This is a genomic window from Streptococcus rubneri (assembly GCF_004785935.1).
Classification (GTDB): Bacteria; Bacillota; Bacilli; order Lactobacillales; family Streptococcaceae; genus Streptococcus; species Streptococcus rubneri.
In genome coordinates, this window is record NZ_SRRP01000001.1 from 16,903 (window position 1) to 34,860 (window position 17,958).

At 43.9% G+C, this 17,958-nt stretch carries 23 protein-coding genes and 1 other annotated feature; of the genes, 17 read left to right on the forward strand and 6 right to left on the reverse strand.

What is annotated here, in order from left to right:
• Positions 1–14: 14 nt before the first annotated feature.
• From E5S68_RS00140 to E5S68_RS00155, 4 genes are read right to left on the reverse strand one after another with little or no spacing between them, the layout of a single operon-like run.
• The gene (locus E5S68_RS00140) at positions 15–323 is read right to left on the reverse strand and encodes a DUF5960 family protein (protein ID WP_135781843.1); all 309 of its coding nucleotides are present in this window, start codon (positions 321–323) and stop codon (positions 15–17) included.
• Positions 304–675 carry a hypothetical protein gene (locus tag E5S68_RS00145; RefSeq protein ID WP_135781844.1) on the reverse strand — a complete coding sequence of 124 codons (372 nt, stop codon included), beginning with the start codon at positions 673–675 and terminating at the stop codon, positions 304–306. The genes E5S68_RS00140 and E5S68_RS00145 overlap by 20 nt, the downstream gene beginning before the upstream one ends.
• Positions 672–2,084 (reverse strand): Y-family DNA polymerase, encoded by a 1,413-nt coding sequence (locus E5S68_RS00150; RefSeq protein WP_135781845.1) that lies wholly within the window; start codon positions 2,082–2,084, stop codon positions 672–674. The genes E5S68_RS00145 and E5S68_RS00150 overlap by 4 nt, the downstream gene beginning before the upstream one ends.
• Positions 2,085–2,086: 2 nt before the next feature.
• Positions 2,087–2,764 (reverse strand): helix-turn-helix domain-containing protein, encoded by a 678-nt coding sequence (locus E5S68_RS00155; RefSeq protein WP_135781846.1) that lies wholly within the window; start codon positions 2,762–2,764, stop codon positions 2,087–2,089.
• A 182-nt stretch (positions 2,765–2,946) separates the two neighbouring features.
• Here E5S68_RS00155 and rsmD point away from each other — a divergent pair, with 182 nt between their 5' ends.
• From rsmD to trpB, 13 genes are all read left to right on the forward strand, one after another.
• Positions 2,947–3,486 carry a 16S rRNA (guanine(966)-N(2))-methyltransferase RsmD gene (gene rsmD / locus E5S68_RS00160; RefSeq protein ID WP_006596810.1) on the forward strand — a complete coding sequence of 180 codons (540 nt, stop codon included), beginning with the start codon at positions 2,947–2,949 and terminating at the stop codon, positions 3,484–3,486.
• Positions 3,476–3,949 (forward strand): pantetheine-phosphate adenylyltransferase, encoded by a 474-nt coding sequence (coaD, locus tag E5S68_RS00165; protein WP_135781847.1) that lies wholly within the window; start codon positions 3,476–3,478, stop codon positions 3,947–3,949. The genes rsmD and coaD overlap by 11 nt, the downstream gene beginning before the upstream one ends.
• 5 nt (positions 3,950–3,954) lie before the next feature.
• On the forward strand, positions 3,955–5,061 hold the full coding sequence (locus tag E5S68_RS00170) for a SepM family pheromone-processing serine protease (protein WP_135781848.1): 1,107 nt from the start codon (positions 3,955–3,957) through the stop codon (positions 5,059–5,061).
• Between the two features lie 161 nt (positions 5,062–5,222).
• Positions 5,223–5,933 carry a thiol-disulfide oxidoreductase-associated membrane protein CcdA2 gene (ccdA2, locus tag E5S68_RS00175; RefSeq protein ID WP_135781849.1) on the forward strand — a complete coding sequence of 237 codons (711 nt, stop codon included), beginning with the start codon at positions 5,223–5,225 and terminating at the stop codon, positions 5,931–5,933.
• Between the two features lie 26 nt (positions 5,934–5,959).
• Positions 5,960–6,295, forward strand: coding sequence for a hypothetical protein (locus E5S68_RS00180; protein ID WP_135781850.1), 336 nt, complete (start codon positions 5,960–5,962; stop codon positions 6,293–6,295).
• Between the two features lie 68 nt (positions 6,296–6,363).
• Complete coding sequence (locus E5S68_RS00185) at positions 6,364–6,924, forward strand: redoxin family protein (protein WP_135781851.1); 561 nt, start codon at positions 6,364–6,366, stop codon at positions 6,922–6,924.
• Between the two features lie 12 nt (positions 6,925–6,936).
• Positions 6,937–8,058, forward strand: a complete 1,122-nt coding sequence (gene msrB, locus E5S68_RS00190) for a peptide-methionine (R)-S-oxide reductase MsrB (protein ID WP_135781852.1) — start codon at positions 6,937–6,939, stop codon at positions 8,056–8,058.
• 58 nt (positions 8,059–8,116) lie between these two features.
• A complete protein-coding gene (locus E5S68_RS00195) occupies positions 8,117–8,851 on the forward strand; it encodes a response regulator transcription factor (protein WP_135781853.1) in 735 nt (244 codons plus the stop codon).
• Complete coding sequence (locus E5S68_RS00200) at positions 8,848–10,560, forward strand: cache domain-containing sensor histidine kinase (protein ID WP_135781854.1); 1,713 nt, start codon at positions 8,848–8,850, stop codon at positions 10,558–10,560. Before E5S68_RS00195 ends, E5S68_RS00200 begins: the two co-directional genes overlap by 4 nt.
• Before the next feature lie 389 nt (positions 10,561–10,949).
• Positions 10,950–11,528, forward strand: a complete 579-nt coding sequence (locus tag E5S68_RS00210) for a YutD family protein (RefSeq protein ID WP_135781855.1) — start codon at positions 10,950–10,952, stop codon at positions 11,526–11,528.
• 18 nt (positions 11,529–11,546) lie between these two features.
• Entirely contained in the window at positions 11,547–12,635 is a 1,089-nt protein-coding gene (gene rlmN / locus E5S68_RS00215; RefSeq protein ID WP_006596799.1) for a dual-specificity RNA methyltransferase RlmN, read from the forward strand.
• The gene (locus E5S68_RS00220) at positions 12,613–13,146 is read left to right on the forward strand and encodes a VanZ family protein (RefSeq protein WP_200773506.1); all 534 of its coding nucleotides are present in this window, start codon (positions 12,613–12,615) and stop codon (positions 13,144–13,146) included. Before rlmN ends, E5S68_RS00220 begins: the two co-directional genes overlap by 23 nt.
• Before the next feature lie 77 nt (positions 13,147–13,223).
• Positions 13,224–13,458 (forward strand) — a binding site (T-box leader).
• Positions 13,459–13,582: 124 nt separating this feature from the next.
• On the forward strand, positions 13,583–14,770 hold the full coding sequence (gene trpB, locus E5S68_RS00225; RefSeq protein ID WP_048687733.1) for a tryptophan synthase subunit beta: 1,188 nt from the start codon (positions 13,583–13,585) through the stop codon (positions 14,768–14,770).
• 6 nt (positions 14,771–14,776) lie between these two features.
• On the opposite strand, the gene E5S68_RS00230 is transcribed toward trpB, so the two are convergent.
• Positions 14,777–15,436, reverse strand: a complete 660-nt coding sequence (locus E5S68_RS00230) for a prepilin peptidase (protein WP_061563669.1) — start codon at positions 15,434–15,436, stop codon at positions 14,777–14,779.
• A gap of 153 nt (positions 15,437–15,589) precedes the next feature.
• Between E5S68_RS00230 and E5S68_RS00235 the strand changes: the two genes are divergently transcribed.
• The 4 genes from E5S68_RS00235 to E5S68_RS10630 all read left to right on the forward strand — a co-directional run bounded on the left by E5S68_RS00235 (position 15,590) and on the right by E5S68_RS10630 (position 17,148).
• Entirely contained in the window at positions 15,590–16,117 is a 528-nt protein-coding gene (locus E5S68_RS00235; protein WP_129268598.1) for a Dps family protein, read from the forward strand.
• A 120-nt stretch (positions 16,118–16,237) separates the two neighbouring features.
• A complete protein-coding gene (locus E5S68_RS00240; protein WP_135781856.1) occupies positions 16,238–16,456 on the forward strand; it encodes a YqgQ family protein in 219 nt (72 codons plus the stop codon).
• A gap of 38 nt (positions 16,457–16,494) precedes the next feature.
• The gene (locus E5S68_RS00245) at positions 16,495–16,839 is read left to right on the forward strand and encodes a rhodanese-like domain-containing protein (RefSeq protein WP_048687808.1); all 345 of its coding nucleotides are present in this window, start codon (positions 16,495–16,497) and stop codon (positions 16,837–16,839) included.
• A 75-nt stretch (positions 16,840–16,914) separates the two neighbouring features.
• Positions 16,915–17,148, forward strand: coding sequence for a hypothetical protein (locus E5S68_RS10630; protein ID WP_135781857.1), 234 nt, complete (start codon positions 16,915–16,917; stop codon positions 17,146–17,148).
• A gap of 39 nt (positions 17,149–17,187) precedes the next feature.
• Here E5S68_RS10630 and E5S68_RS00255 read toward each other — a convergent pair whose 3' ends face one another.
• On the reverse strand, positions 17,188–17,910 hold the full coding sequence (locus E5S68_RS00255; protein WP_135781858.1) for a pseudouridine synthase: 723 nt from the start codon (positions 17,908–17,910) through the stop codon (positions 17,188–17,190).
• Positions 17,911–17,958 lie beyond the last annotated feature (48 nt).

A 17,958-nucleotide genomic window follows, 5' to 3' on the forward strand; every position in this document is an offset into this window, starting at 1 on the left:
AAGAACCTCCTAGTTTATCTAGGAGGTTCTTTGTATTCTGTAGTGGGGCTATGGCCTAGGTAGGTATAAATCCGTGTCAGTGGAGATTGGGGATGGGTGGAGACGCGAAAGTGAAAGTAGTGGTCACGGTGGTCGCGACTCTGGGTATGGTGGAGTCTGAAATAGTTGCGCTGGCCTGTCGACATGGATCTCAGCAGGTCATCTTCTAAAAAGACCAAGGGGGTCGCAGTCGTTGCCAATCGGTAAAAATCATGCTCGAACTGCTGGTAATTGTCTGAAAAATAATCGAATTGGAGTTCGTGTTTATTCAGGGCTGGTTTCATAGCTAGAATCTCCTGGTTCAATAGAAAAAATAGTCGAAAGAAGGAGAGAGTGGTAGTGGTGGCTATTTTTTATGAGGACCTCGGAAGGGCTTAAGGTATAGACCTGGCCGTAGTAAACGGCGACTTGATTGTCCTGGAGGGTAGAGAGGGAGAGGGGAGTCTCTTGCTGATAAGCCTGCTCGAGGAGGTGACGGATTTCTTGGTTTGAGAGGAGGCGAAGCTCTTCGAGAGAGAGCTGGTTTGTTTGTAAGGCCGTCGAATGCTCAGAGAGGAAGAATCCGGCCCACTTGGCCATGCCCCGGTCTTGGAAGTCGCGTGCCGACTGATAGGGGAGATAAGAACGATCAATCATGCTAAGCCATCTAAACCTCCTGCAGAGTGGCCTCCGGTCAGTTTGCTTCGAGCCAGAGCGCGCGAATTTTCTAATAGGGCAGAGCCCTTTTGTAGAGAAGCAAAGCCAAACCGGTCACGGATGTGGTCAATGGTCTCTTGGAGGGCTTCTTCTCTTTGGGTTTGCTCAGGGTCATCAAATAGGGAGATCAGCTGGAAGCTCTCCTCTACGAGCTTCCCATAAAAGACTCCGATCTGCCGGATGGCTCCTCCCTGGTAGTGGGAGCGAAAGAGCTGGATGACTTCCTTGGCTAATTGAGAGGTAGAGTTGGTCGGATCAATCTTTCGCTGGCAGTGGATGGAGGGAAGCTGTTCCTGCTTGGAGTAGCTGGCGTGGATGGAAACCAGTTGTGTCTTTTTCTTTTCCCGACGCAAGCGGATAGCGACCTGCTCAGCCATCTCTCGAAAGACCAGTTCAATATCGCTTTGGCGGTGGTAGTCACGGGGAAGGATTTGCGAATTTCCTAGACCGTGAGACTTTGGTCGATAGGGACGATGGACATTGCTTTCATCGATCCCATGGGCATGAAACCAGAGCTGGACGCCCATGACTCCAAATTCTTTTTTGAGCTGGTCTGGATTGGCCTGGGCTAGTTCATAGATGGAGTGAATGCCTAGTTTGTTCAGGCGTTTTTCTGTTCGCTGGCCGATCCCCCAAAAATCGGTCAGTTTTTTTATCTGCCAGACTCGACTGGGGACGTCTTCGTAAGACCAGTTGGCCCGCATGGTTTTCTGGTGCTTGGCTTCGTTGTCCAGGGCCAGTTTGGCCAGGAGTGGATTGGCATTGCTCATCCCGACAGTAGCGTAGATCCCAGTTTGCTGCCAAATACGCTTTTGGATCCGAGCAGAAAGGAGGTCCAGCTTGGAGCGTCGGTCTAGCTGAGGATCGGGAATAAAGTAGTTGAGAGAGCTGGTCAAATCAATAAAGCCCTCATCAATGGAATAGGGGTAGATGTCATCTGGAGCCGCAAATTCTTGAAAGACTTGCTGGATTTCCATGTTGACCTGAATATAGGCATTCATGCGAGGGGGCACGATAAAGGTGCGCTTGGCCCAACTTTCGATATAGTGGACAAAGGCTGGATCTGTAGGCAGGCCTTGCTTACGGGCCAGGTAGTAATTGAATTTCCTCGTCTTGAGATCGAAGGGCAGATCATAGCTCCGCCCGACATTTTTCTTCCCAAAGACCTGCTTGAAAACGGGGGAACTGGCTAAGATGAGGCCAGCAGAATTGTCGCTTCGACTCATGACACAAAGAGAAGTAGTCAAAGGGTTGAGCCCGAGGCGGACGCATTCACAGCTGGCATAGAAACTTTTCATATCCACAAAAGCAATATCAGACCTGGGCTCACGTGAATAATCAAAGAGCATGTCTAGACCTCCAGAGGGAGGAAGTGGCCGACCACGATACCGACGATTTTTGGTTCATCTTCGTAGGGGGCAAAGAGGTCGTCATAGGCTGGGTTGATGGATTCTAGGCGGAGGCCCTCCTCTTCTCGATAGACTTTTTTGATATAGGTCTTTCCATTCCACATGAGGGCGTAGACTGCTCCATCATAGTCAAATCCGGTCTGTTTCATCAAGGCAACGGAACCGTTTGGATAGCTTGGTTCCATAGAATCTCCAGACACCCAAGAGGCAAAGTCGTGTTGGATCTCTTGGTCAAAATAGACGGTCTCGTAGTCAGTCTCATTGTCATAAAAGGTATGACCATGTCCAGCTGCCAAGTCGATAGAGAGGACACGGTAAGGGACCAAAGAGACGACCTTTTCTTGCTCTGCTAAGAGTTGGCTAGCCAAGAGATCGACTTTTTTCTGATGGGGTGGAGTTAGTAAAGGGTAGGTGAAAAGCGCTGAGCTCTTGTCGACAAAGTAGTCCTCTTTAACGGAGAGGCGCTTGGCCAACCTCCTGAGATTTTTATCGTGCGGCTCTGCTAAGCCATTCTCCCAACTAGAGTAGGTCTTGCGACTAATCTCTAAGGATTCGTAGACCTGAGCTTGGGTCAGGCCCAGCTCAAGTCGCCGGTCTTTTAATTTTTTTGCATCAAACATCTGCATTCTCCTATGTAACGTTTTAAAAGTTACGTATAGTATAGCAAAAAAAAATTCGGACTTCAAGAGAAAAGTGAGAGGATTTTTCTTTAGCAGCGAAAGAGATTTAACCTAAGCGGATCTCAGATAGGAGAGGTGGGTGTTTTTGTATCTTTTATCCAAATTTTGATATAATAATCTCTATGAAGATTGTATCAGGTACCTATGGAGGGCGTCCTCTTAAGACGCTCGAAGGAAAGACAACGAGGCCTACTTCAGATAAGGTCAGAGGGGCTATGTTTAATATGATCGGTCCTTATTTTGATGGGGGGCGGGTCTTGGATTTATATGCTGGGTCAGGCGGTCTGTCCATCGAGGCGGTGTCTCGGGGGATGGAGCAGGCTGTCTTGGTCGAGAAAGATCGCAGAGCCCAAGGGATTATTGCTAGCAATATCCAAATGACCAAGGAAAGTCATAAGTTTCAATTGCTGAAGATGGAGGCTCACCAAGCTCTCAGTCAATTGCAGGGGACTTTTGACCTTGTCTTCTTAGATCCTCCCTATGCCAAGGAGCAGATCGTAGCCGATATTGAGGCGCTGGCTGAACGAGACTTGCTGGGAGAAGAGGTCATGGTCGTCTGTGAGACAGACAAGGCAGTGGACTTGCCTGAGGAGATTGCTTGTCTAGGAATCTGGAAAGAAAAAATCTACGGAATTAGTAAGGTGACGGTTTATGTCAGATAAAATCGGATTATTTACAGGTTCATTTGACCCAATGACCTTGGGACACTTGGATTTGATAGAGCGAGCTAGTCGCTTGTTTGATTGCTTGTATGTAGGCATCTTCTTTAATCATGAGAAGAAGGGCTATTTTACCATTGAGCAAAGGGAAGCCATGGTGACAGAGGCAGTGGCTCATTTGTCCAATGTAAGAGTCATCACCTCAGAGGCAGAGTTGGCTGTAGAAGTGGCTAGACGGTATGGGGTGACGAGCTTGGTTCGCGGTTTACGCAATAGTCAGGACTTCCTATATGAAAGCAATATGGACTACTTCAATCACCAGCTGGCTCCAGAGCTTGAGACCATCTATCTCTGTGCCCAGCCCCAATACCAGGCCTTGAGCTCGACGAGAATTCGCGAGTTGCTGACCTTCCAGCAGGATGTCAGTGCCTATGTCCCAGAGAGTGTTATAAAGGAGATGAAATAAAAGGAATGAATGAATTTGAGAAACAAAGGGCTCAGCTACCAGAAAGCCCATTTGAACCTGTACGCAAAAAAGATAGTGTGTGGCGGACCTATCGCTGGCCCCTTATTGGGACCTTGCTTCTGATTTTGGCCTTGCTAGCTTTCTTTGTTCCCCTGCCTTACTATCTGGAAATGCCTGGGAGTTCAGAAGATATTCGCCAAGTGATGCGCATCAACCAGAAAAATGATGAAGCATCCGGTTCGTATGATTTTGTCACTGTTGCCGTCAAGCAAGCGACCTTCTCGGATATAGTCTATGCCTGGGTGACTCCTTTTACAGATATCCACTCTGAACAAGAAATGACTGGTGGCAGTTCCAGTGAGGAATTTTTCCGGATTAATCAATTTTATATGGAAACCTCTCAAAATACTGCCAAATACCAAGGATTAAAGACTGCTGGAAAAGAGACAGAGATGGAATTCTTAGGTGTTTATGTCATGCAAGTAGCAGAAGACTCTACCTTCAAAGGCGTTCTAAATATTGCGGACACGGTTACGGCCGTGAATGACAAAACATTCAAGAGCTCAAAAGAGCTCATCGAGTATGTTGGTTCCCAAAAAATTGGGGACAAGGTCTCAGTGACCTACACAGAAGATGGTCAGACCAAGATAGCTGAAGGAAAGATTATTAAGTTGGTCAATGGCAAGAATGGGATTGGGATTAGCTTGATTGACCGGACAGAAGTGAAGAGTGACGTGCCGATTGAGTTTGCGACAGCTGGCATCGGTGGTCCAAGTGCCGGGATGATGTTTAGTTTGTCCATCTATACCCAAGTAGCGGATCCAGACCTTCGTCAGGGACGCCATATCGCGGGGACAGGGACTATTAACCATGATGGGACTGTCGGAGATATCGGTGGAGTGGATAAAAAAGTCGTAGCAGCAGATCGTGCTGGTGCTGAAATCTTCTTTGCCCCTGATAATCCGGTGACAGAGGAAGTTAAAAAGAACAATCCGAATGCCAAGAGCAACTACGACGAAGCGGTAGAAACAGCTAAGAAAATTAAGACCAAGATGAAAATTGTTCCTGTCAAAACCTTGCAGGATGCCATCGACTATTTGAAAAAGAATTAAAGTAGCTTGCTCGACATAGTTTGTACTTGAAAGTATGAGCTGATGTTGGTAGATCGGAATATTCATCTTCCAATCAAATTCAAGTTTTTGCATATCAATCTCTCTATTTTTAGAGAGATTTTTTTTTTATACTAGTGTCAGAAAGAAAGGGAGGTAGTGAAATGATTCAAACCAGTTTGTTTTCCATTTCAGTATTTTTAGCGGGAGTTCTATCCTTTTTCTCCCCGTGTATTTTGCCACTGATGCCAGTCTATGTAGGGATCTTATTAGATTCTGAGCATGAAAAAACGGTGCGTATTTTTGGAAGAGATATTTCTTGGTATGGTTTGGTCAAGACCCTCTGTTTTATTGCTGGTCTATCAACCGTATTTCTCATCCTAGGTTATGGTGCAGGGGCCCTTGGTCAGGTACTCTATGCTCCCTGGTTCCGTTACCTATTAGGAGGGATTGTCATCTTATTGGGAATCCATCAGATGGGCCTCATCAATCTTCAGCAACTCCAAAAACAAAAGAGTATCCAACTGAAGAAGGACGAAAAACGCAATGAATTCTTCAATGCTTTTCTGATAGGGGTCACCTTCAGTTTTGGTTGGACCCCTTGTGTCGGACCAGTTTTGAGCTCTGTTTTAGCCATTGCCGCTTCTGGAGGAGATGGGGCTTTACAGGGTGCTCTCCTGATGCTGGTCTATACATTAGGCTTGGCGCTACCCTTCTTAGTCTTGGCTCTAGCTTCTAGCTGGGTTCTACAACATTTTGCTAAACTCAAGCCCCACATGGGAACCTTGAAAAAAATTGGTGGTGCCCTCATCATCTTGATGGGCATCTTGCTGATGCTAGGAAATCTTAATAGCCTAGCATCCCTGTTTCACTAATCTTGAATGATTAAAGGAGAAAAATCATGAAAAAAATTCTTACACTTACCATTGCTACGCTTAGCCTTGTCACTTTAGCAGCTTGTTCTGGACAGAAATCAGATTCAGACATGAAAAAAACGGATGATAGTAGTATGATGAAGAAGGACGATATGAAGAAGGACGATATGAAGAAGGATGACATGAAGGATTCATCTATGTCCGATGATAAAATGAAAAAAGAAGACATGAAAGATTCATCTATGATGTCTGACAGCAGTTCTGAAATGAAGGACGATATGAAAAAGGATGAGATGAAATCCAGTGATTCAGAAATGAAAGACGAAAAGAGTGAATCATCTGATATGAAATCAGACCAATAAAGGACAGTAGGAAGAGGAAGTCGTCTGCTTGGGCGACTTTCTCCCTATTTATTAAAGAGGAGGAAGACATGAAAAAAATAGCCTTAGTAGCGACAGGACTTTTGTGTGTAGGATTGTTAGGGGCTTGCTCTAACCAAGGAATGGAATCATCCAACAAAAGTGAGACTAAGCAGACATCCACAATGGGACCTTCAGAGCAAGCTGGAAAGAAGGTTCAAGAGTTTAACCTGCAAGGAGTAGACGGTAAGAGCTACCGCTTATCAGATTACAAAGGGAAGAAAGTTTACCTCAAATTTTGGGCTTCCTGGTGCTCAATCTGTCTTTCAACATTAGGCGACACAAATGATTTAGCAAAGGCAGAGGAGGGTAAGGATTATGTGGTCTTATCCGTTGTAGCTCCAACCTTTAATGGTGAAAAATCGGAAGCAGATTTCAAAAACTGGTACCAGTCTTTGGATTACAAGGATTTCCCGGTCTTGATGGACAGTAAGGGCGACTTGCTCAAAGAGTATGGGATTCGCTCTTATCCATCTGCTCTCTTTATTGCGAGTGATGGAACTCTCGCTAAGACCCATATCGGTTATATGAGCAAGGAAGACATCGTCCAGACTCTAAAAGAAATGAAGTAAGGAGGACATAAAATGGAAACAAAATGGAAACTCATTTCCATTCTTTTAGTGGGGCTATTTTGTTTTGGATTCTTTTTCCTTATCAAAGGATCCATGGCCTTGGATACATCAGATGCGACGACTGAGCAGATCAAAAAAGCGTCCATGAGTCAGACACCAGTAGCAAACAAAAAGAAGGAAGAAAAAGTCAATCCAGAAGACCAACGAGAAATCTATCTAGCTGGTGGTTGCTTCTGGGGTGTGGAAGAGTATTTTTCCCGTGTTCCGGGTGTCATTGATGCCGAATCAGGTTATGCCAATGGAAAAGGGGATACCACCAAGTATGAACTGGTCAAGCAAACAGGGCATGCTGAAACGGTACATATCACCTATAATGTCAAGAAGGTTTCCTTGAAAGAACTGCTTCTACACTATTTCCGGATTATTGATCCAACATCAAAAAACCGTCAGGGAAATGATGAGGGCAGTCAATATCGGACAGGAGTTTATTACACTGATGAAGCAGATTTGCCAACCATAAACCAAGTGTTTGAAGAGGTGGCGAAGAAGTATGATAAGCCTTTGGCTGTAGAAAAAGAAGAACTTGCTAATTATATCAAGGCGGAAGACTACCATCAGGACTATCTACAGAAACATCCGAATGGCTATTGTCACATTGATGTGAATCAAGCTTCTTATCCGGTTATTGACGCTAGTCGCTATCCAAAACCGAGCGATGAAGAGATCAAGAAGAAGTTATCGCCCGAAGAATATGCAGTGACGCAAGAGAATGATACAGAGCGTGCTTTTTCTAACCGCTATTGGGATAAGTTTGAAGCGGGCATCTATGTGGATGTCGTAACAGGAGAGCCTCTCTTCTCCTCAAAAGATAAATTTGATTCTGGTTGTGGTTGGCCAAGCTTTAGCCGACCGATCAGTCCGGATGTGGCAACCTACAAGGAAGATAAGAGTTTCAATATGACTCGGACAGAGGTTCGGAGTCGAGTAGGAAACTCCCATCTAGGCCACGTCTTTACTGATGGACCTAAGGAAAAAGGTGGCCTTCGTTACTGCATCAATAGCTTGTCAATCAAATTCATCCCTAAAGCAGAGATGGTGGAAAAGGGCTACGGCTATTTGTTGGACTATGTCTGAGACTTTTTGCAACCTACTTTGATATAATGAGTATAATAAGGGTAAGTAGGTGAAACACATGTATTCAATCATGATTGTAGAAGACGAAGAGCTAGTTCGGCAGGGACTTACTTCTCTAGTGAATTATGAACAGTTTGGGATGAAAGTCATTGACCAAGCGGAGAATGGGCGAATAGCTTGGGAAAAATTTCAAGCACAACCAGCTGATCTTCTCTTGACTGATATCAATATGCCACAGATGAATGGCTTAGATTTGGCCCAACTGGTCCGAGAGAAAGCTCCTTCCTGCCATATCATCTTTCTAACAGGCTATGATGATTTTGAGTTTGCTCGGAAAGCCATTCGACTCGGAGCAGATGACTATCTCCTCAAGCCCTTTTCAAAAGCAGATATTGAAGAGATGTTGGGGAAAGTCAAGAATAAGCTAGACGAGGAACGAAAGAAAGCCCAGGTTGAAACCTTGGTGGATCAGGGTCATTCGACAGAGTTGGAAGAGGCTATTCATTCCCGCTTAGCGGATTCCCAATTGACCCTCAAGGACTTGGCTTCTCAACTGGGTTTTAGTCCCTCTTATCTGAGTGTTCTAATCAAGAAAAAATTGGGTCTCCCTTTTCAAGAATACTTGATCCAAGAACGGATGAAAAAGGCCAAACTTTTACTCTTGACGACGGATCTCAAGATTTATGAGATTGCAGATCGGGTTGGTTTTGAGGATATGAACTATTTTTCTCAACGCTTTAAACAAGTAGTCGGTGTAACCCCAAGACAATACAAAAAAGGAGAGCATGAATGAAACGATACCCTTTGCTGATTCAGCTGATCGTCTATGTATTTGTCTTCATTCTCTTACTCTTGGGTTTGGTCGGTAGTCTATACTATCAAACTAGCTCAGCAACCATTAGCCAACTGACAGAGCGGACAACCCGCAATAGTATCGACCAGAGTAGTCAGTTTATCACCTCCTATCTGAAAAAATTGAAGCAGACCACCTCGGTCCTTAGTAAAGAAGAGACCGTTCGTCAGTTTGCTCAAGACAAGGAGGTGGGTCCAGAAGCCGTTCAAAGTCTGATGCGAACGATTATTGAGACAGATCCAGATCTGGTTTCGGCTGTCTTGGTGACTAAGGATGGACGCCTCGTTGCTACGGATTCTCAAATTAGCATGCAAACATCATCGGATATGATGAACGAAAGATGGTATCAGGAAGCTATCAAGGAGAGGGCCATTCCAGTCTTGACGCCGGCCCGGAAGGAATCCTTGTCTTCAGAGAAGGACAAGTGGGTGATTTCTATCACCCAGGAAGTGGTGGATGCTTCTGGTCAAAATCTAGGAGTTTTGCGCCTAGATATTGGTTATCAGAGCCTAGAGGCTTATCTGGATCATCTCCAACTAGGCAAAAAAGGCTTTAGTTTCATCGTCAATCAGAAGCATGAATTTGTCTACCATCCTAAAAAGACAGTCTATTCTTCCAGTCGGGAAATGCAGGCCATGCAACCCTATATTGCTGTCAAGGATGGCTATGCCCAAAAGGGGCAGAACTTTGTCTACCAAATTGCTATACCAGAGAGTGATTGGACCTTAATTGGAGTGGCTTCTCTGGAAGGTCTCCAGATGCTTCAGTCGCAAATGCTCTATTCCTTTATAGGTTTAGGAGTTCTCGTCCTCATCATGTGCTGGATGGGAATCTGGTTCATTCTGCGCTTGTGGATTAAACCCCTACAAGACTTACAGGCTGTCATTTTGAAAATAGGAGCTGGTGATTCCCACTTGCGGGCAACTACCAAGGGATCGCCCGAATTGGTAGATCTTGCTCAAGCCTTTAACCGTATGTTGGATCAAATTGAAAACCTTATGCAATTGGTTAAAGAAGAGGAACAAAACGCACGACGTTATGAACTGCGAGCTCTTTCAGCCCAAATCAATCCTCATTTCCTATATAACACCTTGGATACCATTGTCTGGATGGCTGAGTTTAATGATGGTCAGCGCGTGGTTGACTTGACTAAGTCCCTAGCCAAATATTTCCGCCTTGCTCTCAATCAAGGACAAGAACAAATTAGGCTTCAGGACGAAATAGACCATGTGCGCCACTATCTCTTCATTCAGAAACAACGCTATGGAGATAAGTTGAATTATGAAATTTTTGAAGAGGGGACGTTGGGAGATTATCAGCTTCCAAAACTGGTTCTACAACCCTTAGTGGAAAATGCCATCTATCACGGCATCAAGGAGATGGATCGACCGGGCATGGTACGAGTCACTTCGGAAATCAGAGAAGAACAAGTGGTCCTGACGATTTACGATAATGGACGAGGCTTTGCCTTGTCTGAGTTGACAGACCAAACCCTTCTTCGGCTAGGAGGCGTTGGTTTGCAAAATGTGGATCAACGCTTGCGGTTACAGTTTGGAGCTAGCTATCATATGGAGATTGATTCTAAGCTTAATAGCTATACGAAAATCACTCTTCATTTACCCCTCACATCACATGATGAACATTCATAGAGAGAGGGACAGAAATCGGTAATTCGTTAGAATTCGATTTCGTCGTCCCACCTCCGCACAGTTGAGTAGGCTGTAAAAGCTGATGAAATCAGCGTAGTAGAGCCCATTCAATCACTGCGTCTTGCTCGATAATCCAAAGACAATTGAGAGGCTAGGACTTTTGTCCCAGCCTCCTTTTTACCTTCAAAATGAAAATAGAGTCTTCTAAAAAACTTTCCTTAGGTGAGTACGGACGTTAGGTGAAATTATCCAGATGAAACAGGAAGAAGAGGTAAATTAAATCGTCAGATTTTTTACAGATTTTCTCTTTTCCGTTGAAATTCTATCTAAAGATAGGGATTTATGATAAAATAAAGTGTTACAACTAAAGGTATGAATAAAGGAAAGCTATGCGCAAAGAAATATCCCCTGAATTATTTAATTACAATAAATATCCTGGACCGGAATTTCGTCTGGTTGGCAATCAAGTGCTAGCAGAACAATTGACATTTGAACTGGTTGAGAACCAAAATGATGCCTTTGATGCGACGGTCTTTGGTCAGCGTTTTTCAGAGGTTTTAACCAAATTTGATTATATTGTCGGTGATTGGAGCAATGAACAGTTGCGTCTACGTGGCTTCTATAAGGACGATCGTCCGGTCACAGATGCAGAGAAAATCAGCCGTCTGGAAGATTATTTACTAGAATACTGTAGCTATGGCTGTGCTTATTTTGTCCTAGAAAATGCAGAACCCCGTCGAGCATCCTTTGACAAAAAATCTTCTCCAAAACAACAGGAAGAGGGCAACCGTTCTGCTAAGCGTGGCGGTCGTCAAAATCGCCGAAATCATTCTAAGAATCAGCCACGAGAACGTGAACAAGAGCAAAAACAAAAGACTTCTCAACCAAAGAAAAAGAACCGTCAGCGGTCTAGAAAAAAAGATGCACAGGGTGAGCAAGAACGCCACTTTGTCATCCGTCAAAAGTAAAGAGAGAAAAGAGATAAGATGAAACCTTCAATTTATGGCCTGACTCGACAAGAACTGATCGAGTGGGCAGAAGAAAATGGTGAAAAGAAATTCCGAGCTACCCAAATCTGGGAATGGCTCTATCGGAAACGCGTTCAGTCATTTGAAGAAATGACTAACCTATCGAAGGACTTGATTGAAACCTTGAACGACCAGTTCGTGATCAATCCTTTGAAACAACGAATCGTGCAAGAGTCGGCAGACGGAACCGTCAAATACCTTTTTGAATTGCCAGATGGCATGTTGATTGAGACAGTATTGATGCGCCAACACTATGGCTTGTCAGTCTGTGTCACCACTCAGGTAGGTTGCAACATCGGCTGTACCTTCTGTGCATCTGGTTTAATCAAGAAGCAACGCGATTTGAACAGTGGGGAAATCGTTGCCCAAATCATGTTGGTTCAAAAATACTTTGACGAACGTGGACAAGATGAACGCGTCAGCCATATCGTTGTGATGGGAATTGGTGAGCCGTTTGATAACTACAAGAATGTCTTGAGCTTTGTCCGTACGGTGAATGATGACAAGGGACTGGCTATCGGTGCGCGCCACATTACCGTTTCAACGTCTGGCTTAGCCCATAAGATTCGTGATTTTGCTAATGAAGGGGTTCAGGTCAATTTGGCAGTATCCCTGCATGCTCCAAACAATGACTTGCGTTCTAGCATCATGAAAATCAACCGCGCCTTCCCAATCGAGAAACTGTTTGCGGCGATTGAGTACTATATCGAAACGACCAACCGCCGGGTAACCTTCGAGTACATCATGCTCAATGAAGTCAATGATGGTGTCGAACAAGCCTTGGAATTGGCAGAACTTCTTAAAAAGATCAAGAAGCTATCTTATGTCAACTTGATTCCTTACAACCCAGTTAGTGAGCATGACCAATATAGCCGGAGTCCAAGAGAGCGCGTGATGGCCTTTTATGACACCTTGAAGAAAAACGGAGTCAACTGCGTGGTTCGTCAAGAGCATGGTACGGATATCGATGCCGCTTGTGGCCAATTGCGTTCCAATACGATGAAGAGAGATCGGGAGAAAGCCATTGTTGAAGAAGCTCAACCGTAACAACTGGCTGCTAGAAGAAGGGCAATTAACAAATAAAGGAAGACAACTGCTACTAGGTGGCAGTTTCTTCTATTTTGTCCTGCTCTGCCTCATGTGTTTTCTCCCTCAACAGCCTGAACCAGGGATGGAAACACCTGGGATCCAACATTTTGGGCGAGTAGTCGTCTTATTGGTCCCCTTTAATTCCCTCATCAACCTAGGTCAAGTGACCAGTTTACTCCAGCTGATCAAGGTGTTTGTACAGAATATAGCCAACATCTTTCTTTTATCCCCTTTGGTCTTTCAACTGCTTTGGCTCTGGCCTTGGCTAGGCACTCGGAAACGCGTCCTTTTCTTTAGTCTAGGGATGAGTTTGTGGATTGAGCTCAGTCAGATTGTCCTAGACCTTTTATTTGATTTCAATCGGGTGTTTGAGATAGATGATCTGTGGACCAATACCCTGGGAGGCTACCTAGCCTATCTGTGTTTTAAATGGCTGCAAGCTTCTATAAGTAAGGACAACCTATCTTAGTTTGGTACAAAATCCGAACGATTGAAGACGATTTCAAATTTTGGGTTGACAAACTGTAGGCAGGAAGCTATAATAGCTTCAAGACATCAGAAAAGTAGGGATTTTCTCACTTCCAGGGAGCTTGTGGTGATTGTGAACAAGCAGTGGTGAATCTTGAAATGGGCTGATGCGTTTATGATGATGAATTTGAAACAATAAAAATTCGGTGAGCACACCTTATCGTGCACCCTGTTGTTAGACAGGTCAGAGATGTAGGGGAAAGACTATTTTCCTACAATGGAGGTGGCACCGCGGTATCGAATCGTCCTCACACAGATTTTTCTGTGTGAGTTTTTTTGTATCTCAAAAGGACCCTGTGAGACTGCAGCTCAAAGGGCCAGCGAGAGAGAAAAAAGATCATAAACAGGATTGAAGATATAGAAAAGAGGACACAATCATGACAGAAACAAAAGGCTATTTCGGACAATTTGGTGGATCTTTCGTACCAGAACCTATTCAAAACTTGCTCGATCAATTAGAGGCAACTTTTGAACAGTATAAAAATGACCCAGAATTTATCGCAGAATACAAACATTATCTGAAAGATTATTCTGGACGGGAAACACCGCTCTACTTTGCGGAAAGTTTGACAGATCATTTAGGTGGGGCGAAAATTTATTTGAAGCGCGAAGACTTGAATCACCTAGGTTCTCATAAATTGAATAACGTCTTGGGGCAAATTCTCTTGGCTAAACGCATGGGCAAAACACGCGTGATTGCTGAAACAGGAGCTGGTCAACATGGTGTGGCTACAGCAGCTGCGGCAGCTAAGTTTGGTATGGCCTGTGATGTCTACATGGGGGCAGAAGACGTGGAGCGCCAACGTCTCAATGTCTTCCGCATGGAAATGATGGGGGCAACCGTCCATGCGGTTGAAACAGGTACTAAGACCTTGAAAGACGCTGTAGATGCTGCTTTTGGAGCATGGATGGCAGATTTAGATGCTTTTTATGTCTTGGGTTCTGCTGTTGGCCCTCACCCTTACCCAACCATTGTGCATGAATTTCAAAAAGTGATCAGTGAAGAGTCTAAACGTCAAATCTTGGAAAAAGAAGGCCGTTTGCCAGACTATGTGATTGCCTGTGTCGGTGGTGGATCCAATGCCATCGGTGCCTTCTCCCAATATGTAGGCGATGAGGAAGTCAAATTGGTCGGTGTTGAAGCAGCTGGTCATGGCTTGGACACAGACCAGCACGCAGCGACCATGACCAAGGGGACTGTAGGAGTTGTCGATGGGATGAAGACCTACGCTGTCTTTGGCGAAGATGGAAAAGTAGCGCCGGTTTACTCGATTTCTGCTGGTTTGGACTACCCAGGAGTTGGACCAGAACATGCCTTCTTTAAAGATTCTGGTCGCGTCGAATATGTGGCAGCGACAGATGATGAAGCGGTTCAAGCTCTTCTTCTCCTCAGTAAGACAGAAGGGATCCTCCCAGCTATTGAAAGTTCACATGCGATTGCAGAAGCTGTCAAACGTGCTCCACAATTGGATAAAGACAAGATTATCATCATCAATGTTTCTGGACGTGGGGACAAGGATGTAGCTGCTATTGCCGATTATTTAGAAGCGAAAGCTACAAAATAAGCAATCTTATCTGCTAAACATTGTAAAAAACAGTAAGGCATGATAACTCAGAAAAAGACAGGGAACGAAAGGAATCCGGTCTTTTTCTTTTTTAAAGACAAAGACTAGGAGGCCAATGAGGGAAGCCCCTTGCATGACTAGGAGGACTTGGACGGCCGAGAGGGTCAAAGAAAAAGTAGCCAGCAAGAGAAAATCCCCTGCTCCAATGCCGATGGAGTAAACAGCTGACAGGACTCCTAAGAAGAGAAAGACTCCCATCAAGAGGGTAGGACTGGTGAAAAACAGGCAAAGGGCGTGAAGCACTAGCCAGAGGAGGAGAGGGTACTCCATGGATCGCAAATCATAGATGGCTAAAACGCAACTGCCAAGAAGAACCAGGAGATGAGGAATGGGAAGAAGACCCTGGTAGCACAGCAAAAAGAGGAGACCACTCCAGGCTTCAAAAAGAGTATACCAGTAAGGAAGGGAACTCTGGCAGTAGCGGCAACGGAATTGAAAAAGGCATTGCGAAAGAATAGGGATCAAGTCTAGAAATCCCAAGGTCTGTTGACATTGGTCGCAATGGCTTCTTGGACGAATGATGGAGCTTTCTGGAAAACGGTCGATGACGAGACCTAAAAAGGAGGCCATACAGGCGCCGACTGTAAAAAAATAGAAGTTGATCATACTTATAGTATTCGTAAAAAAGATGACTAATGAGGATTAGAAATGAAACAATTTTCTAACTTTTCTTATTTGAGCATTTTCTCTTGCATTTCTTAATTAGAAGGATTATAATATAACTAAATTAGAATAATTCTAAAAAAGGAGAAATCATTTATGACAACAATCAAAAAAGAAGCAGCAAAAGACGTAGCAACATTTGCAACTATTAGCGAAGTAAGCAAGAGCTTAACCGATACAAAAGCGGTTTTGAATCAAGTGGTGGCAGACCTTTATGTCGCTCATATTGCCTTGCACCAAGTACACTGGTATATGCGTGGTCGTGGCTTCCTCGTATGGCATCCAAAAATGGATGAGTACATGGAAAGCTTGGATGCGACTCTTGATGAAGTGAGTGAACGCTTGATTACCTTGGGTGGTGCCCCATACGCTAGCATGGTTGAGTTCTTGGAACATAGCAACATCCAAGAAGAAAAAGGTTCATTCGAACGCTCTATGGAAGAAAGTTTGGGACGTGTCCTTTCTATCTTCCGCTACTTGGTAAGTCTTTATCAAAAAGCCTTGGATATCACAGATGCTGAAGGAGATGACGTGACCAACGATATCTTTGTTGGTGCAAAAGCTGAATTGGAAAAACATATCTGGATGATTGCCGCTGAATTAGGACAAGCACCAGGTTTGTAATCTGAAACTAAACAAACGAGCCTTCCTTGCTTGGGGGGCTCGTTTTTTGGAGGAGATTTTTCCTGTAAATAAAACAGGGACCATCTTGAAAATACTTGAAAGATTTGATAGAATAAGCACATGAAAACCCTGTACGATGTTCAACAATTTCTGAAAAAATTTGGAATCATTATTTATATCGGAAAACGACTTTACGACATTGAATTGATGAAGATTGAATTGAAAAGGATCTATGACGCTGGGCTGATGGAAAAATTGGATTATCTAGAAGCAGAAGCCGTCTTACGTAGAGAACACACACAGGAATTACGTTATTTAGAAGAGGATAAAGAAAAGTGAGTCTATTAAATGTTTTGGGTTGGTTAGTTGTATTTGGTATGTTCGGCTGGATGGGCTACAATTACTTCCGTATCCGTCGGGCAGCAAAAATTGTGGACAATGTAGAGTTTGAAGAATTGATTCGCAAAGGCCAATTAGTGGACCTGCGTGATCCGAATGAATTCCACGCTAAGCATATTTTAGGAGCTCGGAATATTCCATCCAACCAATTAAAAGTGAGCCTGGCTGCCCTTCGAAAGGATAAACCGGTCTTGCTCTATGAAAACAGTCGTGGTTCCCGTGTGACCAATGCGGCCCTCTTCTTGAAAAAACAGGGTTACAAAGATATCTATATCTTGTCCTATGGTTTGGATTCTTGGGATGGAAAAGTCAAGACGAATTAAGATCAAGGAAAATGTTGCTAAAGATGCTTGATGTATCATAATATAATGATATTAATGTTAAGGGGGTTCTAGAAATTGCAAGAAAAGAACAATTCCTCATTTGTTATGGGTATCATATCTATTATTCTTGCCTTTATATTTCCATTGTTAAGTATTATTTTTGGTATTTTAGGTTTGGCCTTGGCTATTTTAAATCAAAACGAGTCTGGACTAGACTATACGACAGAAAAAATTCTCTCTATTATAGGGATTGTGCTTTCTGTAATTTTCTGTCTTATATTCATCTCACAACTTTCGGGAATTAATTAAAACAAAAAAAGCTTTAAAACTAAAGCTTTTTTTGTTTTATCAACTGTTTTCTAAATAGTTTTTAATAATCTGTAATTCATCTTGGTTCAAAGGGCGGTATTGACCCTCTGCTAGCTCTGAATCTAATGTAAAATCCCCGAACTGAACTCGTTTTAAGGCAGTAACTTTGACCCCAATAGCTAAAAACATCTTTTTTACCTGATGAAATTTCCCTTCAGACAGGGTGATAAGGGCCTGGCTTTCGGTAAGGCTAGAGCTAAGGATTTCGAGTTTAGCGGGCTTGCATTTTCTCCCATCTAAGAAGGTGATTCCTTCTTGAAATTCCTCTATATGAGCGGGTTCGAGAGGGCCATTGACTGTTGCCGCGTATTCTTTTTCGATATGGTATTGGGGATGAAGGAGTTGGAAACCTAGAGGTCCATTGTCTGTGAGTAAGAGGAGGCCAGTTGTATCCCGATCCAGTCGACCGATAGGATAGGTCTTGGGGGTCCGGTCTTCTGTTCGGAGGAGGTCCAACACTGTAGGATGTTGGGCATCCTTGGTAGCGGTCACCAGTCCTTGAGGTTTATGAAGAAGAAAATAGTGATGGGAACAGTCGGTAAGGATCCGATCCTTCCAGCGAACTTCTTGGAGACCTGTATCTACATTTTGGGATAACTTTGTTGCAACAAGCCCATCGACCAGAATCTGCCTTTTGGCCAGGCATTGTTTGATTTCCTTACGAGGAATTTGGTAGTGGGCCAGTAATTGATCTAATCTCATAAAAAACAGGATAGCATGAAACGAAGAGAATGACAAGCCTCGAAACAA

Excerpts from the sequence above, each read along its gene's own strand:
- coaD (WP_135781847.1), top strand. The coding sequence starts at position 3,476 with ATGTCAGATAAAATCGGATTATTTACAGGTTCATTTGACCCAATGACC.
- E5S68_RS00180 (WP_135781850.1), top strand. The coding sequence starts at position 5,960 with ATGAAAAAAATTCTTACACTTACCATTGCTACGCTTAGCCTTGTCACT.
- E5S68_RS00195 (WP_135781853.1), top strand. The coding sequence starts at position 8,117 with ATGTATTCAATCATGATTGTAGAAGACGAAGAGCTAGTTCGGCAGGGA.
- E5S68_RS00185 (WP_135781851.1), top strand. The coding sequence starts at position 6,364 with ATGAAAAAAATAGCCTTAGTAGCGACAGGACTTTTGTGTGTAGGATTG.
- ccdA2 (WP_135781849.1), top strand. The coding sequence starts at position 5,223 with ATGATTCAAACCAGTTTGTTTTCCATTTCAGTATTTTTAGCGGGAGTT.
- E5S68_RS00145 (WP_135781844.1), bottom strand. The coding sequence starts at position 675 with ATGATTGATCGTTCTTATCTCCCCTATCAGTCGGCACGCGACTTCCAA.
- rsmD (WP_006596810.1), top strand. The coding sequence starts at position 2,947 with ATGAAGATTGTATCAGGTACCTATGGAGGGCGTCCTCTTAAGACGCTC.
- E5S68_RS00150 (WP_135781845.1), bottom strand. The coding sequence starts at position 2,084 with ATGCTCTTTGATTATTCACGTGAGCCCAGGTCTGATATTGCTTTTGTG.
- E5S68_RS00235 (WP_129268598.1), top strand. The coding sequence starts at position 15,590 with ATGACAACAATCAAAAAAGAAGCAGCAAAAGACGTAGCAACATTTGCA.
- trpB (WP_048687733.1), top strand. The coding sequence starts at position 13,583 with ATGACAGAAACAAAAGGCTATTTCGGACAATTTGGTGGATCTTTCGTA.
- E5S68_RS00140 (WP_135781843.1), bottom strand. The coding sequence starts at position 323 with ATGAAACCAGCCCTGAATAAACACGAACTCCAATTCGATTATTTTTCA.
- E5S68_RS00210 (WP_135781855.1), top strand. The coding sequence starts at position 10,950 with ATGCGCAAAGAAATATCCCCTGAATTATTTAATTACAATAAATATCCT.
- rlmN (WP_006596799.1), top strand. The coding sequence starts at position 11,547 with ATGAAACCTTCAATTTATGGCCTGACTCGACAAGAACTGATCGAGTGG.
- E5S68_RS00230 (WP_061563669.1), bottom strand. The coding sequence starts at position 15,436 with ATGATCAACTTCTATTTTTTTACAGTCGGCGCCTGTATGGCCTCCTTT.
- E5S68_RS00255 (WP_135781858.1), bottom strand. The coding sequence starts at position 17,910 with ATGAGATTAGATCAATTACTGGCCCACTACCAAATTCCTCGTAAGGAA.
- E5S68_RS00155 (WP_135781846.1), bottom strand. The coding sequence starts at position 2,764 with ATGTTTGATGCAAAAAAATTAAAAGACCGGCGACTTGAGCTGGGCCTG.
- E5S68_RS00245 (WP_048687808.1), top strand. The coding sequence starts at position 16,495 with ATGTTCGGCTGGATGGGCTACAATTACTTCCGTATCCGTCGGGCAGCA.
- msrB (WP_135781852.1), top strand. The coding sequence starts at position 6,937 with ATGGAAACAAAATGGAAACTCATTTCCATTCTTTTAGTGGGGCTATTT.
- E5S68_RS00200 (WP_135781854.1), top strand. The coding sequence starts at position 8,848 with ATGAAACGATACCCTTTGCTGATTCAGCTGATCGTCTATGTATTTGTC.
- E5S68_RS00240 (WP_135781856.1), top strand. The coding sequence starts at position 16,238 with ATGAAAACCCTGTACGATGTTCAACAATTTCTGAAAAAATTTGGAATC.
- E5S68_RS00170 (WP_135781848.1), top strand. The coding sequence starts at position 3,955 with ATGAATGAATTTGAGAAACAAAGGGCTCAGCTACCAGAAAGCCCATTT.